22 protein-coding genes and 1 pseudogene are annotated in these 24,958 nt (G+C 64.9%); 15 read left to right on the top strand and 8 right to left on the bottom strand.

Annotated features, from left to right (window positions below; all coding sequences use genetic code 11):
* The first annotated feature begins 183 nt into the window (after positions 1–183).
* Both BM374_RS12600 and BM374_RS12595 read left to right on the top strand, forming a co-directional pair.
* On the top strand, positions 184–1,152 hold the full coding sequence (locus tag BM374_RS12600) for an NAD(P)H-dependent flavin oxidoreductase (protein ID WP_092292478.1): 969 nt from the start codon (positions 184–186) through the stop codon (positions 1,150–1,152).
* 146 nt (positions 1,153–1,298) lie between these two features.
* Complete coding sequence (locus BM374_RS12595; RefSeq protein WP_092292476.1) at positions 1,299–2,072, top strand: thioesterase family protein; 774 nt, start codon at positions 1,299–1,301, stop codon at positions 2,070–2,072.
* Positions 2,073–2,075: 3 nt separating this feature from the next.
* On the opposite strand, the gene BM374_RS12590 is transcribed toward BM374_RS12595, so the two are convergent.
* On the bottom strand, positions 2,076–2,849 hold the full coding sequence (locus BM374_RS12590; RefSeq protein WP_092292474.1) for an AraC family transcriptional regulator: 774 nt from the start codon (positions 2,847–2,849) through the stop codon (positions 2,076–2,078).
* A gap of 96 nt (positions 2,850–2,945) precedes the next feature.
* Here BM374_RS12590 and BM374_RS12585 point away from each other — a divergent pair, with 96 nt between their 5' ends.
* Entirely contained in the window at positions 2,946–3,866 is a 921-nt protein-coding gene (locus BM374_RS12585; RefSeq protein WP_092292472.1) for a DMT family transporter, read from the top strand.
* Positions 3,867–4,219: 353 nt separating this feature from the next.
* On the opposite strand, the gene BM374_RS12580 is transcribed toward BM374_RS12585, so the two are convergent.
* The gene (locus BM374_RS12580) at positions 4,220–5,782 is read right to left on the bottom strand and encodes an AMP-binding protein (protein ID WP_092292470.1); all 1,563 of its coding nucleotides are present in this window, start codon (positions 5,780–5,782) and stop codon (positions 4,220–4,222) included.
* A 107-nt stretch (positions 5,783–5,889) separates the two neighbouring features.
* On the opposite strand from BM374_RS12580, the gene BM374_RS12575 reads away from it, so the two are divergent.
* The 4 genes from BM374_RS12575 to BM374_RS12560 all read left to right on the top strand — a co-directional run bounded on the left by BM374_RS12575 (position 5,890) and on the right by BM374_RS12560 (position 8,846).
* Positions 5,890–6,852 (top strand): NAD(P)H-dependent flavin oxidoreductase, encoded by a 963-nt coding sequence (locus BM374_RS12575; protein WP_092293409.1) that lies wholly within the window; start codon positions 5,890–5,892, stop codon positions 6,850–6,852.
* 125 nt (positions 6,853–6,977) lie between these two features.
* Positions 6,978–7,226, top strand: coding sequence for a hypothetical protein (locus BM374_RS12570; RefSeq protein ID WP_092292468.1), 249 nt, complete (start codon positions 6,978–6,980; stop codon positions 7,224–7,226).
* Between the two features lie 133 nt (positions 7,227–7,359).
* A complete protein-coding gene (locus BM374_RS12565) occupies positions 7,360–8,070 on the top strand; it encodes a hypothetical protein (RefSeq protein WP_177248254.1) in 711 nt (236 codons plus the stop codon).
* 86 nt (positions 8,071–8,156) lie between these two features.
* Positions 8,157–8,846 carry a hypothetical protein gene (locus tag BM374_RS12560; protein ID WP_092292466.1) on the top strand — a complete coding sequence of 230 codons (690 nt, stop codon included), beginning with the start codon at positions 8,157–8,159 and terminating at the stop codon, positions 8,844–8,846.
* A 126-nt stretch (positions 8,847–8,972) separates the two neighbouring features.
* Here the strand turns inward: BM374_RS12560 and BM374_RS12555 are convergent, their stop codons facing one another.
* Positions 8,973–9,197 (bottom strand): cysteine rich repeat-containing protein, encoded by a 225-nt coding sequence (locus BM374_RS12555; RefSeq protein ID WP_092292464.1) that lies wholly within the window; start codon positions 9,195–9,197, stop codon positions 8,973–8,975.
* A gap of 234 nt (positions 9,198–9,431) precedes the next feature.
* Here BM374_RS12555 and BM374_RS12550 point away from each other — a divergent pair, with 234 nt between their 5' ends.
* Entirely contained in the window at positions 9,432–9,722 is a 291-nt protein-coding gene (locus BM374_RS12550) for a hypothetical protein (protein ID WP_092293405.1), read from the top strand.
* A 172-nt stretch (positions 9,723–9,894) separates the two neighbouring features.
* Here BM374_RS12550 and BM374_RS12545 read toward each other — a convergent pair whose 3' ends face one another.
* From BM374_RS12545 to BM374_RS12535, 3 genes are all read right to left on the bottom strand, one after another.
* Positions 9,895–11,811: a sensor histidine kinase gene (locus tag BM374_RS12545; protein WP_092292462.1), complete on the bottom strand. Its 1,917-nt coding sequence runs from the start codon at positions 11,809–11,811 to the stop codon at positions 9,895–9,897.
* Positions 11,808–12,479: a response regulator gene (locus tag BM374_RS12540; RefSeq protein ID WP_177248253.1), complete on the bottom strand. Its 672-nt coding sequence runs from the start codon at positions 12,477–12,479 to the stop codon at positions 11,808–11,810. Before BM374_RS12540 ends, BM374_RS12545 begins: the two co-directional genes overlap by 4 nt.
* Before the next feature lie 78 nt (positions 12,480–12,557).
* Entirely contained in the window at positions 12,558–15,251 is a 2,694-nt protein-coding gene (locus BM374_RS12535) for a T6SS phospholipase effector Tle1-like catalytic domain-containing protein (RefSeq protein ID WP_092292458.1), read from the bottom strand.
* A gap of 313 nt (positions 15,252–15,564) precedes the next feature.
* Between BM374_RS12535 and BM374_RS12530 the strand changes: the two are divergent.
* Positions 15,565–15,801, top strand: a pseudogene (locus BM374_RS12530) (helix-turn-helix transcriptional regulator); the annotation flags it as partial.
* A gap of 6 nt (positions 15,802–15,807) precedes the next feature.
* Here the strand turns inward: BM374_RS12530 and BM374_RS12525 are convergent.
* Positions 15,808–16,041 (bottom strand): hypothetical protein, encoded by a 234-nt coding sequence (locus tag BM374_RS12525; RefSeq protein ID WP_092292456.1) that lies wholly within the window; start codon positions 16,039–16,041, stop codon positions 15,808–15,810.
* Between the two features lie 115 nt (positions 16,042–16,156).
* On the opposite strand from BM374_RS12525, the gene BM374_RS12520 reads away from it, so the two are divergent.
* Positions 16,157–16,606, top strand: coding sequence for a DUF6314 family protein (locus BM374_RS12520; RefSeq protein ID WP_244552579.1), 450 nt, complete (start codon positions 16,157–16,159; stop codon positions 16,604–16,606).
* 33 nt (positions 16,607–16,639) lie between these two features.
* Here the strand turns inward: BM374_RS12520 and BM374_RS12515 are convergent, their stop codons facing one another.
* Positions 16,640–17,749: a LacI family DNA-binding transcriptional regulator gene (locus tag BM374_RS12515; protein ID WP_244552578.1), complete on the bottom strand. Its 1,110-nt coding sequence runs from the start codon at positions 17,747–17,749 to the stop codon at positions 16,640–16,642.
* A gap of 203 nt (positions 17,750–17,952) precedes the next feature.
* Between BM374_RS12515 and BM374_RS12510 the strand changes: the two genes are divergently transcribed.
* From BM374_RS12510 to BM374_RS12490, 5 genes are all read left to right on the top strand, one after another.
* Positions 17,953–19,245, top strand: a complete 1,293-nt coding sequence (locus BM374_RS12510) for an ABC transporter substrate-binding protein (protein WP_092292452.1) — start codon at positions 17,953–17,955, stop codon at positions 19,243–19,245.
* Positions 19,246–19,399: 154 nt separating this feature from the next.
* Complete coding sequence (locus tag BM374_RS12505) at positions 19,400–20,320, top strand: carbohydrate ABC transporter permease (protein ID WP_244552604.1); 921 nt, start codon at positions 19,400–19,402, stop codon at positions 20,318–20,320.
* A 1-nt stretch (position 20,321) separates the two neighbouring features.
* On the top strand, positions 20,322–21,386 hold the full coding sequence (locus BM374_RS12500) for a carbohydrate ABC transporter permease (protein ID WP_092292448.1): 1,065 nt from the start codon (positions 20,322–20,324) through the stop codon (positions 21,384–21,386).
* An 18-nt stretch (positions 21,387–21,404) separates the two neighbouring features.
* On the top strand, positions 21,405–22,487 hold the full coding sequence (locus tag BM374_RS12495) for an ABC transporter ATP-binding protein (RefSeq protein WP_092292446.1): 1,083 nt from the start codon (positions 21,405–21,407) through the stop codon (positions 22,485–22,487).
* Between the two features lie 20 nt (positions 22,488–22,507).
* Complete coding sequence (locus tag BM374_RS12490) at positions 22,508–24,820, top strand: glycoside hydrolase family 31 protein (protein WP_092292444.1); 2,313 nt, start codon at positions 22,508–22,510, stop codon at positions 24,818–24,820.
* The last annotated feature ends 138 nt before the right edge of the window (positions 24,821–24,958 follow it).

Here is a 24,958-nt window from a genome sequence, read left to right as displayed (position 1 = left end):
AAAATGGATTCCGGGCTCGCGCCAAGTGGCGCGCCCCGGAATGACAAAAGAGGAATTCCGCGCCTTGGAATTGCGGTAGCCACATCCTTGCGGCGTCACAACGCAATACTTGACAGTGGAAAGATTGCCTTGTTGGTATGGCCCCCAACCTCCAATGCGTCTGCCAACAAGGATCGCTCCGCAATGTCCATGCCTGCTCTGTTCAAGGGACGCCTCTCGATTCCCGTGATCGGTTCGCCGCTCTTCATCATCTCGGTGCCCGATCTCGTGATCGCGCAGTGCAAGGCGGGCGTGGTCGGCTCGTTCCCGGCGCTGAACGCGCGGCCGCCCGAGTTGCTCGACGAATGGCTGGCGCGGATTACCGAAGAGCTCGCGGCCTATGATCGCGCGCATCCCGACAAGCCGTCGGCGCCGTTCGCAGTCAACCAGATCGTGCACAAGTCGAACAACCGGCTCGACCACGACATGCAGCTCTGCGCCAAGTACAAGGTGCCGATGATCATCTCCTCGCTCGGCGCGCGCGAGGAGCTCAACCAGGCCGTCCACGCCTGGGGCGGCATCGTCTTCCACGACGTGATCAATCAGAAATTCGCCCACAAGGCGATCGAGAAGGGCGCAGATGGCCTGATCCTGGTTGCGGCCGGCGCCGGCGGCCATGCCGGCACCATCTCGCCGCTCGCCTTCGTTGCCGAGACGAGGAAGTGGTTTGACGGCCCGATCGCGCTGTCGGGCGCCATCGGCAACGGCAAGGCGATCCGTGCCGCGCGCATCCTGGGGGCCGACTTCGCCTATATCGGCTCGGCCTTCATCGCGACCAAGGAGGCCAACGCGGTCGAGAAGTACAAGGAGATGATCGCAGGCTCGAGCGCCGACGACATCGTCTATTCCAATCTCTTCACCGGCGTGCACGGCAATTATCTGAAGCCGTCGATCCTTGCCGCCGGCATGGACCCGGAAAACCTGCCGACCTCCGATCCCTCCAAGATGAATTTCGGCACCGACGCGTCCGGCGAGCGCGCCAAGCCGAAGGCCTGGAAGGAAATCTGGGGCTCGGGCCAGGGCATCGGCAGCGTCGACAAGGTCATGTCCGCCGCCGAATTGATCGCGCGCTTCAAGAAGGAATATGACGAGGCGATCGATCCGCCGTTGTAACCGGTCTCGTGTCCCGGACGCGCTGCAGCGTGCAACGCTGCTGCGCAGAGCCGGGACCCATCGCCGCAAATATGGACCCCGGATTTGCAGCGCACCGCTTGCGCGCTGCGCAGCGTCCGGGGAACGCCAGCGAGATCGAGTAAAGCATGACCGCCATCTATCGCGTCGACGGCAACAGCGTCGTCACCAGCCCCGATGCCGCAGGTCCCTGGGACCGGCGCATGCAGCACGGTTCGGCGCCGTCAGCGCTGGTGACCTGGGCGGCGGAGCGGATTCCGACGCCGGTGCCGATGAGCATCGCGCGGGTGACGATCGACCTGATGCGCCCGGTGCCGGTGGCGCCGCTCACGATCGAAAGCGAAGTTTTGCGCGAGGGCCGCAAGATCCAGCTCTGCGCGGTCAAGCTGATTGCCGACGGCGTGCAGGTCGTCGGCGCCACCGTGCTCAAGATCAAGCAGCAGCCACAGCCATTGCCGGATGACATCGAGCAGTTACCCGTCACGCTGCTGTCGCCAGAGGATTCGCTGGTCGAGGACGGCCACGGCGCGACCAGTCCATTCGCCGGCATGGTTTCGATGCGCGCCGCGCGCGGTCGTTTTGGCCAGGCTGGCGCCGGTGCGATCTGGTTTCGTCTCGACCATCCGCTGGTCGAAGGCGAGGCGGTCTCGCAGGCGGTTCGCGCCGTGGTGGCCGCCGATTTCTCCAACGGAACGGCCTCGACGCTGGACTTCCGGACCTGGACCTACATCAATGCCGACCTCACGGTGAGCCTTGCGCGCCAACCGGTTGGCGCCTGGATTTTGCTCGACGGTGAATCCTGGATTGGCCCCGATGGCGCCGGGCTCGCGATGTCGCGCTTGGCCGATCGACGAGGTTATTTCGGCCGTGCAGTGCAGAGCCTGGTGATCGAGAAGCGGTAAGCGTCACCGGTAAAACATCGACGGCGGCACGCCAAAGTGCCGGCGAAACATCGCCGCAAATGCGCTTTGGCTGGCATAGCCGCAGTCGAACGCGACGTCGATGATCTTCTCGCCGGATGCGATACGGCGCAGCGCGTGCAGCAGGCGCGCCTGCTGTCGCCATTGCGCAAAGCTCATGCCTGTCTGTTTCGCAAATAGCCGATGAACCGTCTTGGCGGTAACGCCCACGCGCTCAGCCCATTGTTCGACGGTCGATACATCCGAGGGATTGTCGGCGATCGCTGAGCAGATCGTACGGAGCCTGGTGTCGTCGGGGAAGGGCAGATGCAGCGGCAGCACGTCGGAGACGCGCAATTCGTCGAGCAATAGCCGCATCAGCCGTCCGTCGCGACCGTCCTCGTCGTAGTCGAGGGCAATGCGCGCGGCTGCGACGATCAGCTCGCGCAGCAAGGGCGACACCGCGATGACGCAGTTCGTCTCCGGCAGATGCGATGCGACACAGGGATTGACAAAGACCGTCCGGATCCGCACCTGCCCCGACATGATCGTCTCATGGTCGAGGCCGGGGGCGAGCCAGACCGCCCGGTTCGGCGGCACGATCCACGTGCCAGCGGCCGACCGCACCACCATGACGCCTTCAATGGCGTAGAGCAGCTGCGCGGTCGGATGTGCATGCACGCCGGTGGAGGCGCCATCGGGGTAGTCCACCTCCATCGCCGTCAGGGCGCGATGCGTGGCGTGGAAGGCGAGATGGCGCGAGGTAAGTTCGTCCAACATGTCTCAATCTCGATAGTCATGGTCAGTCTAGAGCGATACCGTCGCTGACAAAAGCTCTACCTCCGGCTTCACCATTTCGAGCTCAAGGTTGAAGCCATGGCCACCAAGTTCGCCTTCCTCTATCCTTTCTTCGCTATCGTGCTGTGGGCAGGAAACGTCATCGTCTCACGGCTGTCCGCCCACACCATCGGGCCCGAGGCGATCACGTTCTATCGCCTCCTGCTTGCGGTCGGATTGATGAGCCTGTTCGTCGCGCGGCCTGCCTGGTGCAACCGTGCGGCAATCTGGCCCCATCTTGGCCAGTTCGCCGTTCTCGGCTTTCTGGCGATGTGCCTGTTCCAGAGCCTGTCATATCTCGCAGCCGAAACCACCACTGCGACCAACATGGCCGTGTTCACCGCGCTGACGCCCCTGCTCACCGTGTTGCTCGGCGCGATGCTGCTGCGGGAGGCGCCGACCGTAGGCATGATCGGCGGCGGCGTGTTGTCGTTCACCGGCCTCGTTTATCTCGTCAGCGGCGGCGATCCGGCCGCGCTGCTGCGCAACGGCGTGCATCCCGGCGATCCCCTGATGTTCCTCGCCGCGCTGGTCTATGGGCTCTACGGCGTCCTGTTGAAGCGCTGGGACTTGCCCGTCGCGGGCTGGCAATCGACCTACATGCAGGCGCTGTGTGCGCTCGCCATCATGTTTCCCGCCTTTCTCGCTACACCGGCGCCGATGCGCGCGCTCAACGCCCAGACGCTGCCGCTGATCGCCTATGCCGGCGGGCTTGCCTCGATCGTGCTGCCGTTTCTGTGGATTCGCGGCGTGCAGATCCTTGGTCCCAACCGCTGCGCAATCTTCATGAACCTGCTGCCGGTGTTCACCGCGCTTGGTGGCATCATGCTTCTCGGCGAACCCGTGCGCGCCTTTCATGTCGTTGGTGGTGGCGTCGCGCTCGCCGGCGTCGCCTGCACTGCGCTGTTTCGCCGGCCGCTATGGATATCGGCGCCCGCGATGCCGGCGCTGGGCGATTGAACGGCAGACTTCCGCCGCCGCGGAAGGGATGCCCCAGCATCCTGCCAGTTCACAATCCGTAGAAGATCTTGATCTCCCACAGCACCACGATGATAGCCGTGATCAACGTGATCGCGGCGACTGCACTTTCCAGGGAAGCGACTCTCATGGCTTACTCCGCTTCCCAGCCCCGTCAGCGGTCTAGTTGATTCCCGGATTCCCCGGCAATCGTGCAGGCCGCGCGTGCACGCACTCCGTCGGGCGATGTGGTGCCGGGGCCACAACGGCACCGTAAAATCCCGGATAGAAACGCTTCAAATTCCCAGTGTTTCGCGCGATGCGTGTATTCCGAACCCGGCGCTGCAATCAGGGCGCTATCCGACCATCCGGTCCCGTCCGCTCCAGAAGCCCGCGCGCAGCACCTTCTTGTCGACCTTGCCGACGCCCGTCATCGGCAGCTGCTTGACGAACTGGATCTGCTTCGGTGCATGGGCCGAGCCCTTTCGCGTCCGCACCATGTCGATCAGCTCGTCGGGGTCGGGCCTTGTGCCCTCGCGCGGCACGACGATCGCGGTGACGGCCTCGCCCCATTTCTCGTCTGGAATGCCGACGACCGCGACCATTGCGACGTCGGCGTGTTGCGACAGCACGTCCTCGACCTCGCGCGGAAAGATGTTGAAGCCGCCGGTGACGATCATGTCCTTCTTGCGGTCGAGGATGAACATGTAGCCGCGCTCATCCTGGCGCGCGATGTCTCCGGTGTGGACCCACCCGTTCTTCAGCGTCTCGGCGGTGATGTCGGGCCGCTTCCAATATTCCGCCATCACATGCGGCGCGCGCACGCAGATCTCGCCGGCTTCGCCCGTCTTCACCTCCTGATCATTCTCGTCGAGAATCTTGACCTCGCACGCCGCGATCGGGAAGCCGCACGACAAGAACAGCTCCGGCGTCCTTGGATCGTGATCCCGTTTGCGCAGCACCGAAACCGGATAGCATTCAGTCTGGCCGTAAAGCTGCGAGAACACCGGCCCGATGCGCTCGATGCCTTCGAGCAATCGGCTCGGCGACATCGCGGAGGCCCCGTAGAGCACGAGCTCGAGCGAGGAGAGGTCGGTCTTGCTCAGCGCGGGATGATCGAGCAGCACGTAGATCATGGTCGGGACGAACAGCGTGAAATTGATGCGCTCGCGTGCGATCGTAGCCAGCACGGCTTCGGGGTCGAACCCTTTCAGCAGGTGCACCGTGCCGCCGCGCATCAAGGTCGGCAGCACCTTCGTGCCGGCGACGTGGCTGATCGGGGCGACGGTGAGATAGCGCGCGGCGTCGGGGATCTCGAAGTCGGCGAGGATCGCGCCGGCAGCTCCCGCATTCTCGCGGTGGTAGCGTAGCGCACCCTTGGACTTGCCGGTCGTGCCGCCGGTGTAATTGAGCGTGGAGAGATCGTCGAGAGTTGCGAGGCACTTCGCGCTGGCGTGTCCCGCGCTCTCGATCGCCGCGAGCAGATCGACACCGTAGTCGGCTGGTCCCATCGTGAAGACCGCCTTGAGCAGGGCTGCTTTCGCGGCAAGCTCGCCGCCACGGTCGCGGAAGGCCGCGACATCGACCACCAGCACATCGGCTTCGGAATCCTCGAGCTGAAACAGCTGGTCCGCTTCCGATCCCAGCGGATGCAGCCAGGTGATGCAGCACCGCGACAGCTGCGCGGCGACGCCGGCGCACCAGGTGTCAGCGCGATTGGCTGTGAGGAAGGCGATGCGCGCGCCTGGCTGCAAGCCAAGCCGCATGAACACAGCCTGGATGCGTCCGATCTGATCGAGCGTACCCTGATAGCTCAGCGTTCCGCCGGGCCATGCGAAAGCCGTGCGGCCGGGATAGCGCGCCAGCGCCCGTAGCGCCTGCGCACAAGTCGGGGACGATGCGTGGAGCGGATCGGCCATATGTCTCCTCACTGCTTTGTCATCGGCTTCTCGCGTGCCAATGTTGCCGACGACGCTAGCACAGGGAATGCGGGATGGAACGAGAAAGCCCGCGCAGGGAGGCATGGTTGACATTCAATCGACTGCAACGCTTCAGCGATCGCCTGGCTTTGCCGCTGATCGCGGCGCCGATGTTTCTCGTCTCCGGCGTTGAACTGATGGTTGCCGCCTGCCGCAACGGCGTGATCGGCAGCTTCCCTACCGTGAATTGCCGCAACACGGAACAGCTCGATGCCTGGCTCGCCGAGATCGCAATGCGGCTGCGGCAGCACGAGGATCAATCCGGCCGAAAGGCTGCGCCGCTGTGTCCGAACCTGATCGTGCATCGCTCCAACGCGCGGCTGCAGCAGGATCTCGCTGTGCTGCTCAAGCACAAGCCTGAGATCGTGATCACCTCGGTCGGCTCACCGGCTCCTGTGCTGAAGCCGCTGCACGATGCCGGTGCGCTCGTGCTGGCGGACGTTGCCTCGATCCGTCACGCCGAGCGAGCGGCAGCGGCGGGCGCCGACGGTTTGGTGCTGCTCACCGCGGGGGCGGGCGGACAGACGGGCTGGCTCAATCCATTCGCCTTCGTCCGCGCAGTGCGCTCATTCTACGACGGCATCATCGTGCTCGCCGGCGGAATTAGCGATGGCCATGCACTGCACGCGGCCGAAGTGCTCGGCTGCGATCTCGCCTACATGGGCACCAAATTCATCGCGACACGCGAGAGCATGGCCGACGAACGTCACAAGCAGATGCTGGTCGAGAGCAGCGCCGACGACATTCTCCTTACCATCGCGTTCACGGGCTTGCAGACCAGCATGTTGAGGCCGTCGATCGTCGCCGCGGGGCTCGATCCGGATGACCTGCCTGCGCGTGGCGCGATCGACATCGGAGAGGACATCGACGTCGCCGCACGCGAGGCCAGGCCCAAGCGCTGGCGCGATATCTGGAGCGGCGGGCATTCGACGTCGGGCGTGATTGACGTGATCGCCGTCGACGACCTCGTGGCCCGGACGGCCGCCGAATACCGCGCGGCAAGGGGATGATAGCCTTGGGCGCCTCGGCACGGTTAATCCCACATGGCTCAGCAAGTCCGCCCTTAACGGCAGATTAACCATCGCCCGCCAAGAATCCTCCTCACGGCCGCCAATCAGGACGAGAGGGACAGGCGATGGATTTCGATTTTCTCAACAGCAAGTCAGCCGCAACGCTGGACGAAATCCGCGTCCGCGTCGCCCATGCGCTGGCCCGTCATCCGCTCTGCCGCAATGTTCGCTTCGACATCGTCCGCGTTCCCCGCACCCGCCGGGGCGGCAATTGGACGGTGACGCTGCAATCGGTGGAGCCGCGGGCGGTTTGGGAGGCCTCGGAGATCGTCGCCGATATCCAGGATGCCTACGACCTGGCGGTAGCCGCTTGATTTCACTGGGTATTCCGACTTTGTCGCTGAAGGCGGGATGATTGTCGCCGCAAAGGCACACTCAAGCCTTATTTCGTGCCCTTTTCCCAAGCATCTCTAACAACATCGTGAAGCGGTCCTTCCGGAGAGACGTTTGTCCAGAGCCATCACCATCACCGTGCTGACCTGCTTCCTAGTCCTCGGTGCCGCGACCACGGCCATACTCGGCCGCGACAGCGTGCCCAGTGTCAGCGCCGAGATGATTACTCAGGCCCCGCCGAAGCCGCTCGCCACCAACCGCGCCGCCAAGGCCGACCGACTGGTTCCGACGCTGGCGCTGGCCTCCGCGGCGATCGATCCGGTTCAGGTACCGGCCGACAAGCTGTCCCAGGCCCCGGCGCTGACCGAGCCGCTGCGCCAGGCCTTTGCCGCGGCCACGCCGTCTGATTTCCCGATGCCCAAAGCGAGCGTCAACGAGGCGCCCGCGCCTGCGCAAGCCCCCGCTGCCGTGGAGTCCCCGGCCAAGCCGAAGGTGGTCGCGAAGCCGCAGCCGCAGAAAACGTATTCGCTGCTCTCCGATGTGCAGATCGCCGGCATCAGGGACCGTCTGAAACTGTCGTCGTCGCAGGAATATTACTGGCCGTCGGTCGAGACCGCGCTGCGCAATGTCGTGCGCAAGATCTCGGCGAACAAGCTCTCAAATCCCGGCGGCCCGAACGTGCAGATCGATCCGAACTGCGATGAGGTCCAGCAGTTGAAGTCTGCCGCGATGCCGCTGCTGTTCCAGCTGCGCGACGACCAGAAGGAAGAAGTGCGCAAGCTCGCCCGCATCATCGGGCTGGAAAAGGTGGCGCAGCAGATCTGATCCGCAAGTTCCTGCGGGAACTGCGCTGCAATCCGGAACATCCTGTAATTGACAGGCGTTGCACGGTCCAAAGAGGGAGTGGACCAATGCGCGCCTCGACAGCCTATTTCGTCGGTGCCGGGTCGATCATCGCCGCCATCGCCATTGGTCTCGGCGGCGGAATTGTCGCCGGCAACATCATGAATCCGATCGCGCCCAAGCATGGGCCCGATACCAGCAAGATGGCGCAACGCACCGGGGCCGCCGCCGCGGCCACCACGAACGCGCCGTCGGAGCGCGTGCAATATCTCACGGGCTCACAGGCGTTCGGAGCGATGATCGCCGCGCCGGCTCAGGCCGAAGCCAAGCCTGACACCAAGTCCAACACCAAGTCCGACGCCGGAACGACGCAGGCCAATGCCGAGCCGCCGGCGCCGCCGCAGACGGCGGCAGTTGAGCCGGCGAAGCCAGCACCATCGCCGCCGCAGGCGGCAAAGGCTGCCGAACAGCAGGCTGCCACAGAGCCGGCACCTTCTCCTGAGAATGCCTATGCCAAGGCCAGGGACTCTGACGTGAAGCGCGCCGCGTCGGAGCGACGGCGGGCGGAGCGACATGCGCGCTGGGCCGAGCGCCGCCGCTATGACCAACGCGATGCACGCGGCGGGCGCGATCAGACCAATTGGGATGATGTGGCACGCAATATCCGCGAGGATTCCGACTCGCGCGACTATGCGAGCCGTCCGCGCGGCGGCGGCTTCCCGCAAATCCGCTTGTTCGGCTCCGACGATGATGACTAACGCCTGAGACCGCGCACGCGAACGCTGCCAATGGCCAAGCCGAAGCTACGCTTCGGCGTTCATTGATACGGCAGCCCAGGCCGTCTATCGCCACCTTCTCCCCACAAAGGGGAGAAGGTGAAAACGTTACCCGCCGTGCGACTCCACCACCTTGCGGCACGCGTCCGAGAGCTTGGTCTTGTTCTCGCGCAGGCAGGCATTCATCTGCGGCGGCTTGCCGATGTGCTCGGCGCAGAATTTGCTGGCGTCGCCGCGGCAGGCCATCTGCTCCTGCGGGGAGGGACCGGATTGCGCTGAGGCGGGCAGGGCAGCGCCGGCGAGCAGCAATGCGGCAAGAATTGCAGTCTTCATAAAACACCTCTTTGGAATTGTGATTTCTCCCGCTTGGGATCGGGCGAGCCGGACCCTCTCGCGGAGATCGACGGCCGGTCCATGCCATGTTCATGGCATCGGTTCGGAGGCCTGCCCGCAGCACCCCCATCTTCATGGCATGTCTTGGCGCACCGTCTTTTGCCATTGAAGCTGCACGTCGGCTGCGAGACCCGGTGATTGCATCGGGCGCCGAACGCGAAGCAGGAGAGCGAAATGTCGAAAAAAGTGGGAGCGCTGAGCGCCGGGCTGACGGTGATGCTGCTGGCCGGCGCGGCGGCGGTGTCGCTGGGCACGAGCCCGGCGCAGGCGGTGGTCTATTGCAAGACGGTCGGAGTGCCCAAGGGCTGCGTTGTGCGGCCGGATGCGGCGGTGGTGGTTGCGCCGGGCGCGCCGGTTGCGGCTGCGGTCGTGGCGACGCCCGGCGTGGGCGCGCCCGGGGTCGGCGTTCGTGCCGGTACGCCGATGAATCGTGGCGGCCCGGTCAATCGCGTCGGCGTGCGCTGAGGATGGTGTTGAATTGAGCTGATTGCATTCTTTCGGGCCAAGGGAATCTTGCAAGGGAGCTCTGCAAACGCGCCCTGCAAGCGAGCCTGCGAACGAACCCCCGTCCTTCGCGGGCCCTTATGCCGGCCCGGTCCCTCTCTCCGAACGTCCCATGCGTTCGGGGAGAGGTTTCTCAGCCTGCGGCCGCGTCGCTGTCGGGAAATACTTGCGGCAATTGCAGCCGCACGCATGTGCCCGATCGATCCGAGCTCAGAACGAGCACGGCGCCGCAGCGCGTGGCGCGGCTTCTCATGTTGCGCAGGCCGCGCGCGGTCTGGTTCGCGCCCGCGGCTTCGCCGCCGTCACCAAGGTCAAAGCCGCCGCCGTCGTCTGCGACGCTGATCACGCCGTACGGTCCATGGCCGTCGTCGCGCGTGTCGATGGTCACCGTGATGTGACGTGCGGCCGCGTGCTTGACCGCATTGGTCACGGCCTCGTCGAGGATGCGCACGATCTGGATGACGTGCCAGGGCCGCAGTTCAGGATGCAGCGGCAGGCCCTGCGGCGTGGCCACGCGCCAGTGAAGCGCGATGTCATGCGGCCGCAATTGCATCGCCGCACGCTCGCGCCAGGAGCCGAGCGCGAGCATGAGGTCGCCGCCGATGTCGTCCATGGAATCGATGACCAGGCGCAGATCCTTCAGCGCGGCGCGAGCCGCATCGGTGATGGTCGCGCCCTCGTGGCCGCGCTCGGAGAGCGCGACGATGCTGATCAATTGCCCGCCGAGGCCGTCATGGAGGTCGCGCATCAGACGCGTGCGCTCGTTGGCGAGGGCTGCGGCCCTTGCGCGCGCCTCCTCGCGGGCAAAGCTCGCTTTCAGTCGCTCCTCCGCCTCGCGCACGCGCGCGACGAGCTGGCCGGCAAAGCCGTCGACCTGGTTCAGCGCGCGGGCAAAGCGCCACGTCAGTCCGGCGCCGATCGCGACCAGCATCGCCGAATAGGACAGGCGCGAGACGAAGGTGCGTTCGTTGGTGACGAACTCGAACACCGACAGCATGTCGTGAATCCAGCAGGTCAGCACGATGGTCACGGCGCAGCCGATCGTGAGGCTCGCCGCATCCTGCCGCCGCACCACTGCGGCAGCGGTGACGCAGGCCATCAGGACGAGGCTGAACCCCACGGTAGGGATGCCGAGCAGCAGGAACAGGATGCGCGGCAGCGGCGGGCCTGCGATCAGGCCGACCGCGAACACGATCAAGCCCGGCGCGAACAGCAGCATGCCGTAGCGCGGCCACCGCCAGCCGAAGAACAGCACGCCAAAAACGACGATCAGCGCGCTCTCGATCGGCGCAGACGCGAGCAGCACCGAGGCGAGCCGCGATACGGCGACCGGCGGCACCGGAGGCGGCATGAACGCCTGGATTACGCCAAGCACCATCGCAGCCGCCAGCACGCCGTAGACCGGCTCGCGCCGGCGCATCAGCCACATGATCGCGAGGATGACGGCGAGGATCGATTGCCAGGCGGAGAACACCACGGGCAGCGTCACGAACAGCAGCGTGCGGGTCTCGAAGGCCGGACGCAAGGCGGCGTCCGGTCCGACATAGACGGTGTCGAGAAAGCCCTTCAGCGGACCCCACACGAACAACCGCACCGTGATCTCGTTGCTGCCGTCATGGAGCAGCGAGGAGGGGATGGCGGCGATCTCGGGCGTGTTGCGGTCCGGCCGGTTGGCGTTGGTATCGCGACGGGAATCGAGCACGACCACGCCGTTGATCGCGACCTCCACGGCGTTGCTGAAGCGCGGCAGGAACACGGACCATCCGGCATCGCCGCCTTTGAACGTGAAGGCCCCGGTGTAGAGCGGCGGATCCGCGAGCGAGTAGCGCGAGGACGTGAAATGCGGCAGCGTCACCGGGCGTGCCTTGCCGTCCTCCCGGAGCGAAAATCCGCTCAGCGCGAAATCGTCGGGATCGCTGGGCTGGAGCAGTTGCAGCCCGAGAACGGTCGCGATCACGACCAGCGCCTGAAGCAGCAGATACGGCACGAGGCGCCATACGATCAGCCGGCGCTTCGGCCGCAGAGCGACCTTGGCTGCAATCTCGCTCACAGCTTGATCAGGCCCTGCTGTACCGCCTCGAACACCGCTTCGCTGCGCGTGTGCACTTCGAGCTTGCGGTAGATGTTCTTGATGTGGCCGGGCACGGTCTGTCGGGATAGCCCGAGATGGCTCGCGATTTCGGCGTAGCTGAAGCCCTTGGCGATGCCCCAGAGGATGTCGATCTCGCGCGGTGTGAGCTTTGCGGTGTTGAGTGCCGGGCCTGACGGCGGCTCGGATGAGCTCTGCGTCCGCCGCACGATGAAGCGCGCGATCGAGGCCGAGATCGGCGAGTGTCCGGCGACCAGATCGCGCACGGTGGTCGCGATGTCGGTCGGGAAGGCGTCCTTGAGCAGATAGCCGGTGGCGCCGACGGTGATGGCGGAGATCACGCTTTCCTCGTCGCCCAGCGCCGAGATCACCATGATCTCGGTGTCCGGAAGGCGCCGCCTGGTTTCGCGGATCAGCTCGACGCCATGGCCGTCGGGCAGCCGCAGGTCGGTCAGCAGCACGCGCGGCGCGCCGGCGGCGAGCGCGCTGCGGGCTTCGCCCAGCGTGCCGGCCGTGCGCACCTCGTAGCCCGCCTTCACCAGCGCGTCCTGGAGCCGCCAGCAGGTCGGCGCGTCGTCTTCGACGAGGAGGATGGTGATCGCTTCACCGGTCTCGCCCTGGTCCGTCATGATCATGGTCCCGACCGCGTGTCCCCCGCGGCGCGCACGGCAAGTTTAGCCGCGACGCGGCGGACGCGACACCCATAATCATGGGAGCTGGGGCGCTGGCAACCGCTGCACTCGGATCGTCGCCGTTCCGCTGTTGTTTTTGTAGAACTGGGCGCGCCGGCCCTGGACAGGAACGAGCCATTGCGGCGCGTGCCGCGTGGCGATCAGGCGAGGGAAGAGCTGGACGGCGTCGTTGACGTAGAAGAACAATTCGCCAGCCTCGGGCGCCTCGAATTCCGCGACGAACAGCTCTGACAATCCCTGCTTGCGCCACAGCGCCTGCGCTGCCGGCAGCGCAGCTTGCGGGATCGGCTCGAAATCTGCGAATGGCTTCCAGACACGATTCAATTCGCTGCCAGGCGTCTTGAACTCCGGGGAGTCCTCGACATGGATCGGGTAGGTGGCCTTGCTGTCATCTTCATAATCCGGCAGCGTCGCGTTGACCCGCCGTGGCAGGTCGTTCGCCGGCAGCCCGTTGATGGCTTGCAGCGGCAGGTCGTACGATCCGCGCGCGCCGATCCGCACGATTGGCTGGAACCAGTCTGCACCCTGTAGCCGCAAGATGGGAACGGCCAGGCGATGGGGCGGATCCGGCGGGGTCCTGAATCCGTTCAGGCCGGTCATGATGGTGCGGTCGAACCACGGATCGGCCATCTGGATCCAGACGCGGTATTTGCGCCCCTTCTCGACGGCGAGACGGCTGGGCCAGCAGAAATCGCTGACGTCGAACAATTCGCCGTCACGCGCGCTCACCGGCGTGTCCCCCACGGCGCGTGTCGATGCGCTGCTCTTGCAGAAGTCGCCGACGCCCGAGCGCCAGTCGAAATAGCCGCGGGACAGCAGCAGCAGTCCCGAACCGAATATGGCCGCGAGGAAAACCGCCGGCATCAGCACATTGGTGAAGGCCATGCGCACTGGCCAGGCGTGCAGCCGCATCCAGCGGCCGATCGCGAGCAGCCAGCCGGATTTGCTGACCCGCTTTCGCGATGCCATCCGGTCCGGCCGGTACCAGGCCAGTCGGGCGCGCTCCTGAATGCTGTCCCGTAGCGCCGTATTCCTGTTCCAGGCGATCAGAATGATGATGACGAGAACCGTGGTGAGGAAGGGATAATAGAGCGCGATGCCAAGCCAAGGTGCCGCGTAGGACGGCAGTACGCTCGCGAACAGATCGGCGAACGGCTTGACGACGGTGCCCGTGCCGTTGTCGATCGCCGTGATCCATTTGAGCAGAGTGGTATCTTCGAGCCCGTGCGCCTTGGACGAGCCCACGACCGCGCGCGCGATCCAGGGCCACATGGCGAAGATGGTGAGCGCGATCACCAGAGAGAAATAGGCTACGCGGCGCCACCATACGGTGTCGAGGACCTGCCGCGCCATCTCGGAATTTGGCGGGCTCATCGCCATGAATGCGTCGGCTTCGGCCGCCTTGTGGCCGTTGCCTACTCTCTTCGCATAGGCGCACCTCATGGCTTTGCGCGTTTCGTCGCGCGTCAGCGGCAGCACGTCTCCGTTTGGCAGCAGCACTCTGGCATCGGCCGGAAGCATCAGTGGCGCGTAATTGTCGCAGCCATGCAGCATGCGTTCGACCACGGCGAAGTGCACCACCGGCGGTCCGCCATCCTCGACGCGATCATGGATCGGCCGCGGACCGTAGCGATACAGCACGCCAGCACCGCTCCGTGAATCGTGCATCGGCCCGATGGCCGACTGATATTCGCGGAAATGCTCGATTGTGCCGTCCTGGAAACGAAGCTGGTTGCCGAGCTGCTCCGCCATCCACACCAACGGCACAAAGGACAGCGTGGATTCCGGATAGCCGCCGCCAATGTCGGAATGGACGCCCGCAAACCACACCTCCTTCACGATCTGCCCCTTGGCCAGGTCGGCCTGGTCGATCCGCAGCGGATGGAAGGTGGTGCGTTCGTCGTCGAGCGCGAGCGCGTGGCAGGCCTGCTTCACCTTGTCGGAGAGCCGGTAGTTTCGGAACGAGATCGGCCAGATCGCCCAGTCGATAGCGACACGGAGCTCCTCGACCGGCACACCGAACGCCTCGACCGAGTCGAACAGGCCGAGGAATTCGATCTTGACATCCTTGCGGCGGTCCATCGCCTCGCGAACGCTGGCATAAGAGCGATGCCTGAGAAGGAAGTGATAGAGATAGATCAGGATGTTGCGCAGCCACCGCGCGAGCCAGATCGTCGGCAGGCTGTAAAAGCCCACGGACTCCTCGCGGTACTTCCGCCAGGCGGCCATCGTATTGCGCTGCATCTCCGCATGCGACACGGCTACTTTGTCGATCACCGCCGGCACCAGGCCCTGGCTTGCGATCATGGCCGCCAGCGTGCGCGCGGTGAAGGCGCCGCGGCTGAAGCCGAAGATGTAGATTTCGTCGCCTTCGCGCCAGTTCCAGCACAGGAAGCGGTAGAGCTTGCGGACGTTGGCGGGGACGCCGATGCCGGTGGCGCCGTCGAGAGCGGCGAGCGGCGCCCAGCCGGCGGTGCCGACACCCTTGATGTAGTAGGCGATCTGGTCGGGCCGGGTGTGATCGAGCGCCTCGTAGAGCCGCCAGACACTGGATTCCTGGGTCGTGAAGGCATTGCCGGTGCCATCGGCGAACAGCACCAGCTTGCGCGGCGGACGTGCGTCGGCAGCATTCGGCGCGGCGTTCGGATCATCGTGCAGATGGGCTGGCCTCGCAGGGCCGCCATGCTGCGCCCCGTCCTGGTGCGTCATGGAATCCTCCGAAAAATCAGTGGGGATGCTTCAAGCGCCGGTCGGGCAGCATCCTTTGACATTCATCGATAAGTGCGTCATGAAATAAGCTGCGGGTGTATTCCGCCAGAGGGCGCGCTAAGGTAGCAATAAGAATTGCGGTGCCTTGCTCCGGCTGTCTATGATCTGCGCCACAATTGGCAAAAGAAAAGCCCGGGCGAGCCCGGGCACGAACCCCTGTTCGCGAAGTGGCCGCTCGTGTGAAACGGCAGTGCGGCCGGCCCTTATTTGCCGTTGCCTCGGCAGGCGCCGCCGGGGCCGATATGGTAGCCGCGCGGACACCGCCGGTCTGTCCGAACGCTACGTCAACGAGCTCCTGTTCGAGGCCGGTGCGAGCTTCACCACCCGCCTCACCGAGCTGCGCTTGCGCAAGGCGGCCGAGCTGCTCGTCCACCGCGAAGGTCGCATCAGCGACATCGCCTTCGCCTGCGGCTTCAATGATCTCTCTTATTTCAACCGCTGCTTTCGCCGCAGGTTCGGCCTGACGCCGACTGCGGCAAGGGGGAAGTGATCGCGCCTACAACGTCTCCGCCTTCGGCGGCGGATATCGCCGCGCCAGTATCGACAGCGGCAGGCGCCGCTCGTCCATCGACAGCTCCCGCCAGGCCAGCACAAGCGGCCGTTTCCAGTCGCCGACGCCGAACTCCATCGCCACCCATTTCTGCGGCTCGGGCCCCTCGAGACCGCGGACCCAGACGAAATAGCGGGGCAGATCGTCGGCTTCGATGTCCGTCGTGCGTCTCCTGGCCATCACATACTCGCTGCATCGACACGCATTGACCTAGGATATAGGTACTGTCTCGGCGATGTCGAACGTCACGAAGCCGCCGATCGAGCGCTGCGCTTGGGTCCAGAGGAGATGAACTGTGATCGATGCTTGGCGTGACGCGTCGCAGGTGATGGCGCGGTTACCCGGCGCATGGTCGTTCAGCCGGGTCATCGAATGCCAGGGACACGTGCAGGGCCTTGCGACCTTCACGCGGCTGGACGCGCAGAGCCTGGCCTATCGCGAGCAGGGCCGTTTAAGGCTCCTCGACGGTACCGAGCTCGAGGCGGGGCGCGAATACGTCTTCCGCGCGCGAGACCGGGGCTTTGACGTTTTCTTCAAGGAGACCCCGCCGCGGCTGTTTCACACGATCGAACTCGCTGCATCCAATGGCGGCGCCTTGAGCGGAAGCGCCGACCATCTCTGTAATCTCGATCATTATCAATCGACTTACATCTTCCGCGGCGATGGTGGCTTCGTCATTCGTCACGTCGTGTCAGGTCCGCGCAAGGGCTACACGATGATCGCGACCTACACGCGCGTGGTGTGAGGCCTGCCGCCCCCTGCCGTAAACGGTCGTGCGTCAGTCGAACTTGCAAGGAAGCAGGCGTTCACCAAAGGATTCACCTCGCCATATCATTTGCAGGCCCGCGACGATCTCCACCCCGTAGACGGCATAGGGAATTTCAATCGACTTCAGCCAGGGCGCGACCCACTGGTTCAGAGGCGTGCCGTCGATGCTGACGAGATCGCAATCGCCGGGGATCTTCAGGCCGTGTTCAAGGGCGCGTCGGTTCACGCCGTAGGCGATCTGGTCGCTGACACAGAGAATGGCGTCCGGCGTCCGGCTGCCGCCGAATATTCGCGCACCGGCCTCATAGCCTATTTGAAGGTGCGATTGCCCTTCGCCGTCGGCCCGGATGATCGCCTCGTCCGACCATCCGCGCTCCCGCAGTCTGTCCAGGAAGCCTGACACACGGTCCCGCGATGCGGACGAGCCCAGCCGCGGAAAAACGACGGCCGGGGCTCGCCGCCCGAGATCGGCGAAATAGTCGGCGGCGCGCGCACCCGCTGCACGATCGTCGATTCCGACGAACGGGCCGCTGCCGGTCGGATTGCGGCGGGTCACGAACACCGCCGGGGCGCCCGACGCGGAAAGTTCGCTCAACCCGGCGCTGGGCACCGCCGCGACGAGGACATAGCCGCGCACCATCTGGGCCCGCATCGCATGGAGATACTCATCCTGAAGCTCGGGTCGGTCGTGCGTGTCGCAGAGGATCATCACGTAGCCGGCTTCGCGCAGCGCGGCCTCGGTAGAACTTGCGATGGTCGCCATCGCCGGATTGTCGAGATTGGCGGCGATCATCGCCACAAGCTGACTTTGACCGCGCTGGAGCGCCCGTCCCACCGGATTGGGCCGGTAGCCTACCGCCTCAATCGCGTCGAGCACCCGCGCCACCGTGGCCGCGGAGGCGCGGCGCATCTCGCCGTTGACGATCCGCGATACGGTCGAAACCGAAACGCCGGCGCGGGCTGCAACCGTGGCAAGTGAGACGTCTTCCCGCATCGGCTTCCAATGGGTCTGATCCGATCGTCTTTTCATAGACATCCGCAGCGTCCGTTGTCGAGCTTCCTCCCCGACCACCCGCGGGATAGTTTGAATGAGGTTGACATCTTGGCAAACGTTTGCCAAAGCTGTTTTCAGCCTGCATAAGGGTGGGGGTTATCGACCACCCAGCGGCCTGTATGCGCCCAAACGTCTGAGTAAGGCATCCGATCTGAACGGATGCCGATGTCGAAGGAAACGTCTGCGCTGAGGATCCGTCCGAGAACGGACCCGTCGCTTATCTCGCGCGGACCCGCTTGAGGGCCGACGAGCGGAGAGGAGATACGACCATGCGTGTCGCTACGCCCGTTTTCACAACTTTTGTGCTGTCCCTGTTGGTCGCCACCCTGTTGGGTGGCCCTGTCGCGGCTGAGACCACGACGCTGCGAATGACCTGGTACTCGGACGGCAACGAGGGCGAGGTGATGGCTGACCTGCTCAAGCGATTCCACGAGCAGAACAAGGACATCGAAATCGTCCTCGATCAGGTGCCGTTCAAGGCGATCAACGAGACCTTGCCGGTACAGCTGGCCTCAGGCCAAGGCCCCGACATGGCGCGCGTCGTCGATATGGGCGGCCTGTCCCGCTTCGCACTCGATTTGCGCCCCCTTCTCAAGGACCCCGGCTATTGGGAAACGAACTTCGGCCCCTTCCTCGAATGGATGCGCCCGGCTGGCGATACCAAGGCAATTCCGGGCTTCATGACCCAGCTCACCGTTACCGGCCCCTTCGTCAACAAGACCCTGTTCGAGCAGGCCGGCATCGCGATGCCGGGCGAGAAGTCGACCTGGGAGGATTGGGCGAAGGCGGTGAAGCAGGTTGCCGACAAGGTCCAGGCGCCGTTCCCGCTCGCGCTCGACCGCTCGGGCCACCGATTCTACGCGCTCGCGATGTCCCAGGGCACGCAGGTCTTCGGCGCAAACGGCGAGCCTGATGTCGTGGACGAAGGGTTCAAACGCGCGGCGCAGCTCGTCTACGACTGGCATAAGTCGGGCGTGATGTCGAAGGAGCTCTGGGGCTCGGTCTCGGGCACCGCCTATCGCGGCGCCAACGACGAATTCAAGAACGCGCAGGTCGTGATGTACCTGTCCGGGTCTTGGCAGATCAGCCAGTTCGCAAAGACCATCGGTGACGCGTTCGACTGGGTGGCGGTGCCTAATCCCTGTGGGCCAGGCGGATGCAGCAGCATGCCGGGCGGCGCCGGTCTCGTCGCTTTCAAGACGACCCAGCATCCCAAGGAGGTCGCCAGGGTGATGGAATATCTCGCGAGCGAACCGGTGCTGGCGGAGTTCTACGCGCGCTCGCTCTTCGTGCCCGGCCACCTTGGACTCGCGAAGAAGGGCATCGACTATCCGACGGCCAGCCCGGATGCTGCCGCCGCACTGAAAGTGTTCACCGCAAGCGCCGCCCAGATTTCCCCGATCGCCTATCGGACCCAAGGCTACGGCAACAGCCGGATCATTCTGAACGCCGTCATTAGCCGGCTCGGGCAGGCGGTCTCCGGCGAGACGACGCTCGAAGACGCCTACAAGCGCATCACCGCAGATGTCGCCCAGCAGATCGCCGAGCGCAACAAGAAGTAAGACAACTGGTTCGTCGGACCGGAGGATCACTGCAATGTCGGACATTCCGTCCGCCACTCGACCGCAGCGCGGCCTAGCAAACGGCGCGCTCGCATGGCTCGGCGGCGTTGCCGTCCTGCCGGTTGGCGGCGCGCTGCGACTGCTCGATCCGCCAATGCGCGGGATGCAGCGCGTGATCGGCGCGCGGCGCATGGCCTATGTATTCCTGCTGCCGAACTTCGTCTTCTTTGGCCTGTTCGTGTTCCTGCCGATCGGCATCAACGTCGTGTTCTCGCTGACCGGCGGCACGGCCCTGTTTCCGTCGCAGCGCCCCTATGTCGGCGCTGAGCAGTTCACCTATCTGTTCGACTGCGGCTCCTATCTCGATCCGGCGAGTTGCCGCGAGGACCACTTCTGGCGCGGCGTCGCCAATACGGTGAAGTTCATCGTGTTTCAGGTGACGGCGATGGTGCTGTTCTCGCTCGTCACCGCGCTCGTCCTCAACAAGAAGATTCGCGGACGTGGCTTTTTCCGTGCGGTGTATTTCTTCCCCGTCCTGCTGTCGCCCGTGGTCGTCGCGCTGATCTGGAAATGGATCCTGCAGCGCGACGGGCTCCTCAACGCCGCCATCACCACACTCGGCGGGCAGAAGATCCTGTTCTTCGTCGATCCGAGCTGGGCGATGTTCTGGGCGGTGTTCGTTTCGGTGTGGGCGCATATGGGTTTCTATACCCTGATCCTGCTCGCCGGCCTGCAAGCGATCCCGGCCGACCTCTACGAGGCGGCGGAGATGGACGCGACGCCGCGCTGGCGCGTGCTGATACGCATCACGCTGCCGCTGCTGTGGCCGAACATGATCGTCGTGATCGTGCTGGCGCTGATCAAGGGCGCGCAGACCTTCGATGAGGTCTTCGTGCTGACCGGTGGCGGTCCCGGCACCGCGACGCTGATGGTCGTCCAGTACATCTATGAGACCGCGTTCTCCAGCCAGGTGCAGAATTTCGGTCTCGCCGCCGCCGCCTCCGTCGTGCTCGGCGTCGTCCTTTTCGTCCTGACGCTCCTGCAATTCGCCGCCGCGCGGCGCAAAGAGGTCTGAGATGGCAACCACGCGCCTTTCAAGCCTGCTCGGTCAACGTCGCAACGGCCAAGGGCGGCCGCTGCACTGGACCGACGTCGCGGCCTACGTCTATCTCGCGCTCGGTGTCGTCCTGATGTTCGGCCCGGTGCTTTGGCTGGTGATGTCGTCATTCAAGACCGAGAGCGCGCTGCTGGAATTTCCACCCTCGGCGCTGCCATTTGCACAGGTCGAGGTGACGGTACCGGGTCAGCCACAGAAGCTGCCGCTGTTCCGCGTGACACTGCCTGACGGCACGGTTCGGCAACTGGCGCAGGTCCGGCGCATCGGGCTCGTCGCCCAGATGGTCGATCCGGCCAATCCCTCGCAACAATTCCGCGTCGCGATCGACAAGCGCGAACCGGTGCGCCATATCGCGCTTGCGACCGAGAACTACAGCGAGCCGCTGCAGCGCTTCGCCTTCCTGCGATTCCTGTCCAATTCGGTGTTCGTGACATTGGTCGCCACACTGATCACGCTGCTGATCAATTCGATGGCTGCCTATGGGCTCGCCGTCTACCAGTTCCCCGGCAAGCAGGTCGCGACCATCGCGGTGATCGGGACGCTGATGATCCCGATGACGATCATTCTGGTCCCGGTCTATCTGGTGGTGACCGAGCTCGGCCTCACCAACTCGCTTTGGGCGGTGATCCTGCCTGGCGCGGCGACGCCGACGGGCGTGTTCCTGCTCCGGCAATACATGCTGACCTTGCCGAAGGATCTGATCGAGGCGGCGCGCATGGACAAGGCGTCCGAGTGGCAGATCTATTGGCGCATCGTGATGCCGCTGACCCTGCCGGCCCTGGCGGTTCTGGCGATCTTCTCGATCATGTGGCGCTGGAACGAATTCCTGTGGCCGCTCGCGGTGCTGACCAAGACCGAGGTCTACACGCTGCAGATCGCGCTCAATGCGTTCCAGGGCGAGCTCCAGACCCAGTGGCATTACTTGCTTGCGATGACGGTCGTGACACTCATTCCCGTCGCGCTCGTTTTTGTATTCCTCCAGCGTTTCATCACGACGGGCATCGGCTCGACGGGAATGAAATGAGCGATCGGACCACCGGCCATGGCTGAACTGACACTCACGGGCGCGCGCAAATCCTTCGGCACCATCAACGTGCTGCACGGCATCGATCTCGCGGTGAAGGATGGTGAATTCATCGTCTTCGTCGGCCCGTCGGGCTGCGGAAAGTCGACGTTGTTGCGGGTCATCGCCGGCCTCGAAAACGTCACCAGCGGCGAGGTCCATATCGACGGCGAGCGCGTCACCCATCTGCCGGCGTCCGAACGCGGGCTCGCCATGGTGTTCCAGTCCTATGCACTTTATCCGCACATGAGCGTGGCCAAGAACATGGCCTTCGCACTCGAGAACATGGGGCTCAAGCCTGCAGAGATCGAGGCGCGGGTGGCGCGTGCCGCCGCCATGCTGCGGCTCACGGATTATCTCGACCGCAAGCCGAAGGCGCTCTCCGGCGGCCAGCGCCAGCGCGTCGCCATCGGGCGGGCCATCGTGCGCGATCCGAAGATCTTTCTGTTCGACGAGCCACTGTCGAACCTCGACGCCGAACTGCGCGTCGCGACGCGCAAGGAACTTGCCGCGCTGCATGCCAAGCTCGGCGGCACGATGATCTATGTCACCCACGACCAGGTCGAAGCCATGACGCTGGCCGACCGCATCGTGGTGCTCAACGCGGGCCGGATCGAACAGGTCGGCACACCGCTTGAACTCTATAACCGCCCCTCGAACGCCTTCGTTGCCGGCTTCATCGGTTCGCCCCGCATGAACTTCCTGCCGGCCGTGGTGATGTCGGACGACGGCACGCTGCGCCTGAGCGTTGGTGAGCGTGAAGTCGCATTGCCCCGGGCGGCATCCGGCCTCGTCGCCGGAGCGAACGTGACGCTCGGCATCCGTCCCGAGCATATCGACGTCGCGCCCGACAATGGCATGCTCGCCGCCACCGTCGATCTCGTCGAGCAGCTTGGCGGTGAGACCTTCATCTATGCCTCGGCGCCCGGCCTGCCGCAGATCACGCTGCGCGAGGATGGCCAATCGCAGTTCTACCGCGGCGATGCGATCGCGATCCGCTTCGCGGTCGACCATCTGCACATCTTCGATGCAACAACGGGCGCGGCCCTCGCGCGGCCCTGAGAGACCCGGAGCCTGATCTCATGAAAGCCCTGACCCACGGCCGCTTCCGCGGCCTCGATGGCCATGCCGCGCTGTTCGACCTTTCGACCGGTCCGGCGGCAGCCCCGTTCGCCACGCTCCGCATCGCCATTCTCGAGCGCGACATCGGCCGCGTCACCTTGCGCCGGCCGGATGGCTATTGCCTCGATCGTGGCTGGGCGATCGCGCCTGATCGCTCCGAGCCGCCGTTCGAGGGACGGCTGCGCGACGACTTCGCAGGCTTTAGCAATCCGACGCCGACCGTGTCGCAGGAGGGCTCCATCGTCACAGTCCTCGCGGCAGGTCTCAGCGCGCAAGTCCGGCTCGATCCGTTCGGCATCGCCTGGCGCCGCGACGGCGAGGATCAGCCATTCCTGCGCGACCGTCCGACCCAGGCTTATTTCCTGTCGCGCAGGACCGGTGCGGTGCTGCATGCGATGGAACGGCACGAAGGCGAACGCCATTACGGCCTCGGCGATAAAGCCGGTCCGCTCGATCGCACAGGACGCCGCTTCGCCATCGATGCGGTCGATCCCTGCGGCTTCGACGCCGAACTGTCCGATCCGCTCTACAAGATGCTGCCGTTCTTCATCGTCGACGGCGCGCGCGGCGCTCACGGCATCTTCTACGACAATCTTGCGCTCGGCTCGGTCGACCTCGGCTGCACGCTCGACAATTACCACGGCCTGTTCCGCAGCTATCGTGCCGAGGACGGCGACCTCGATTATTATGTGCTCGCCGGCCCGACGGTACCGGAGGTCACGCGCCGTTTTTCCTGGCTGACCGGCGGACAGGCTTTCGCACCGCGCTGGACACTCGGCTTCGCCATGACGACGATGACCATCGCCGACGCGCCGGACGCGGACGCGCGCATCACCGGCTTTATCGAGGATTGTCGGCGCCACGGCATTCGCTGCGACAGCTTTCACTTCGGCTCGGGCTATACCTCGATCGGCAATCGGCGCTACGTGTTCAACTGGAATCGCGACAAGTTCCCCGATCCGGCGGCGACCATGGCGCGGCTCAAGGCCGCCGGCATGCAACCGGTTACCAACATCAAGCCCTGCCTGCTCGACGATCATCCGCGCCTGACGGAAGCCAGGGCCAATGGCATCCTGGTCGCCAACGGCGAGACCGGTGAGCCCGCGGTGGCGCAATTCTGGGACGGCCTCGGCTTCCATGTCGATTTCACCAATCCGAAGGGACGGCGGTGGTGGGCGGACGGTATCCGTGATGCGCTGCTCGCCTATGGTGTGACGTCGGTCTGGAGCGACAACAACGAATTCGAGATCTGGGACGAAGACGCGGTGTGCGACGGCGACGGCCGGCCGTATCCGCAGGCGCTGGCTCGTCCGGCGCAGGCGTTGTTGATGCACAAGCTTGCCTACGAGACCCAGGCCGCCGAGGCGCCCGACAAGCGTCCCTACACGATTACGCGTGCCGGCAGCGCAGGCATTGCCCGTTACGGCCAGACCTGGAGCGGCGACAACGAAACGTCCTGGAAGACGCTGCGCTTCAACCTGACCCAGGGCCTCAACATGAGCCTGTCGGGCCTCTACAACATCGGCCATGACGTCGGCGGTTTCCATGGGCCGTCACCGGGGCCGGAACTGCTGTGCCGATTCGTCGAGTTCTGCGCGCTGTGGCCGCGCATGGTGATGAATTCCTGGAAGACGAGCGGCATCGTCAACACGCCCTGGATGCATCCTTCCGTGCTTCCCGAGGTGCGATCTGCCATGAACCTGCGTCACAGCCTCATCCCCTATCTCTATACCCAGATGTGGCGCGCCGCGGCAGGCGACGTGCCGGCGGTGCGCCCGCTGTTGTGGGATTTCGCTGAGGATGCGATCGCCGCAGCCGTCGAGGACGCATTCATGCTCGGTCCCGATCTCCTCGTGGCTCCCGTGCTGGAGGAGGGCGCGACGACGCGCGAGGTCTATCTGCCGGCCCATCCAGGCGGCTGGTACGAGTGGCATGACGGGACGCCATTCGAGGGCGGGCAAGTGGTCACCATTGCGGCACCGCTCGGCCGGCTGCCGCTGTTCGTGCGCGCGGGCGCGATCGTCCCCGTCGAAGACGAGAACGGACTGATGGCGATCGCGTTCGGAACATCAGCTCACGCGGGCTCCAGCGTTGTCTATATCGACGACGGCGAGACGGCGGATTGGCGCAGCAAAGGCAAGATCATCGAGCTCCGCCTTCGCCCCGACAATGACGGCTTCATCCTCGATGTCGGCGGCGGCGAGTTGGCCGCACCCCTCCGCGCCCGCGGCGTGGGCGTACCGAATCTGCGTCTTGCCGGCACGGCAAAGTGAGCCGGCCGTTGCGATGTCATCTCGGTGGCAGCCGGCGTGGAGGCTTGCGCAACTAGATCTAGGGCGGCCGTGTACGGGAAGTCTGGTCACGCGAAGCGAAGACGGTTCGTTTTCGCCAAGTGGCTTCACCGGGTAAGC

The organism is Bradyrhizobium sp. Ghvi, from assembly GCF_900115265.1.
Lineage (GTDB): Bacteria > Pseudomonadota > Alphaproteobacteria > Rhizobiales > Xanthobacteraceae > Bradyrhizobium.
Note: the sequence above shows the minus strand (reverse complement) of the source record. Positions and strands in the feature narration are given on the sequence as shown.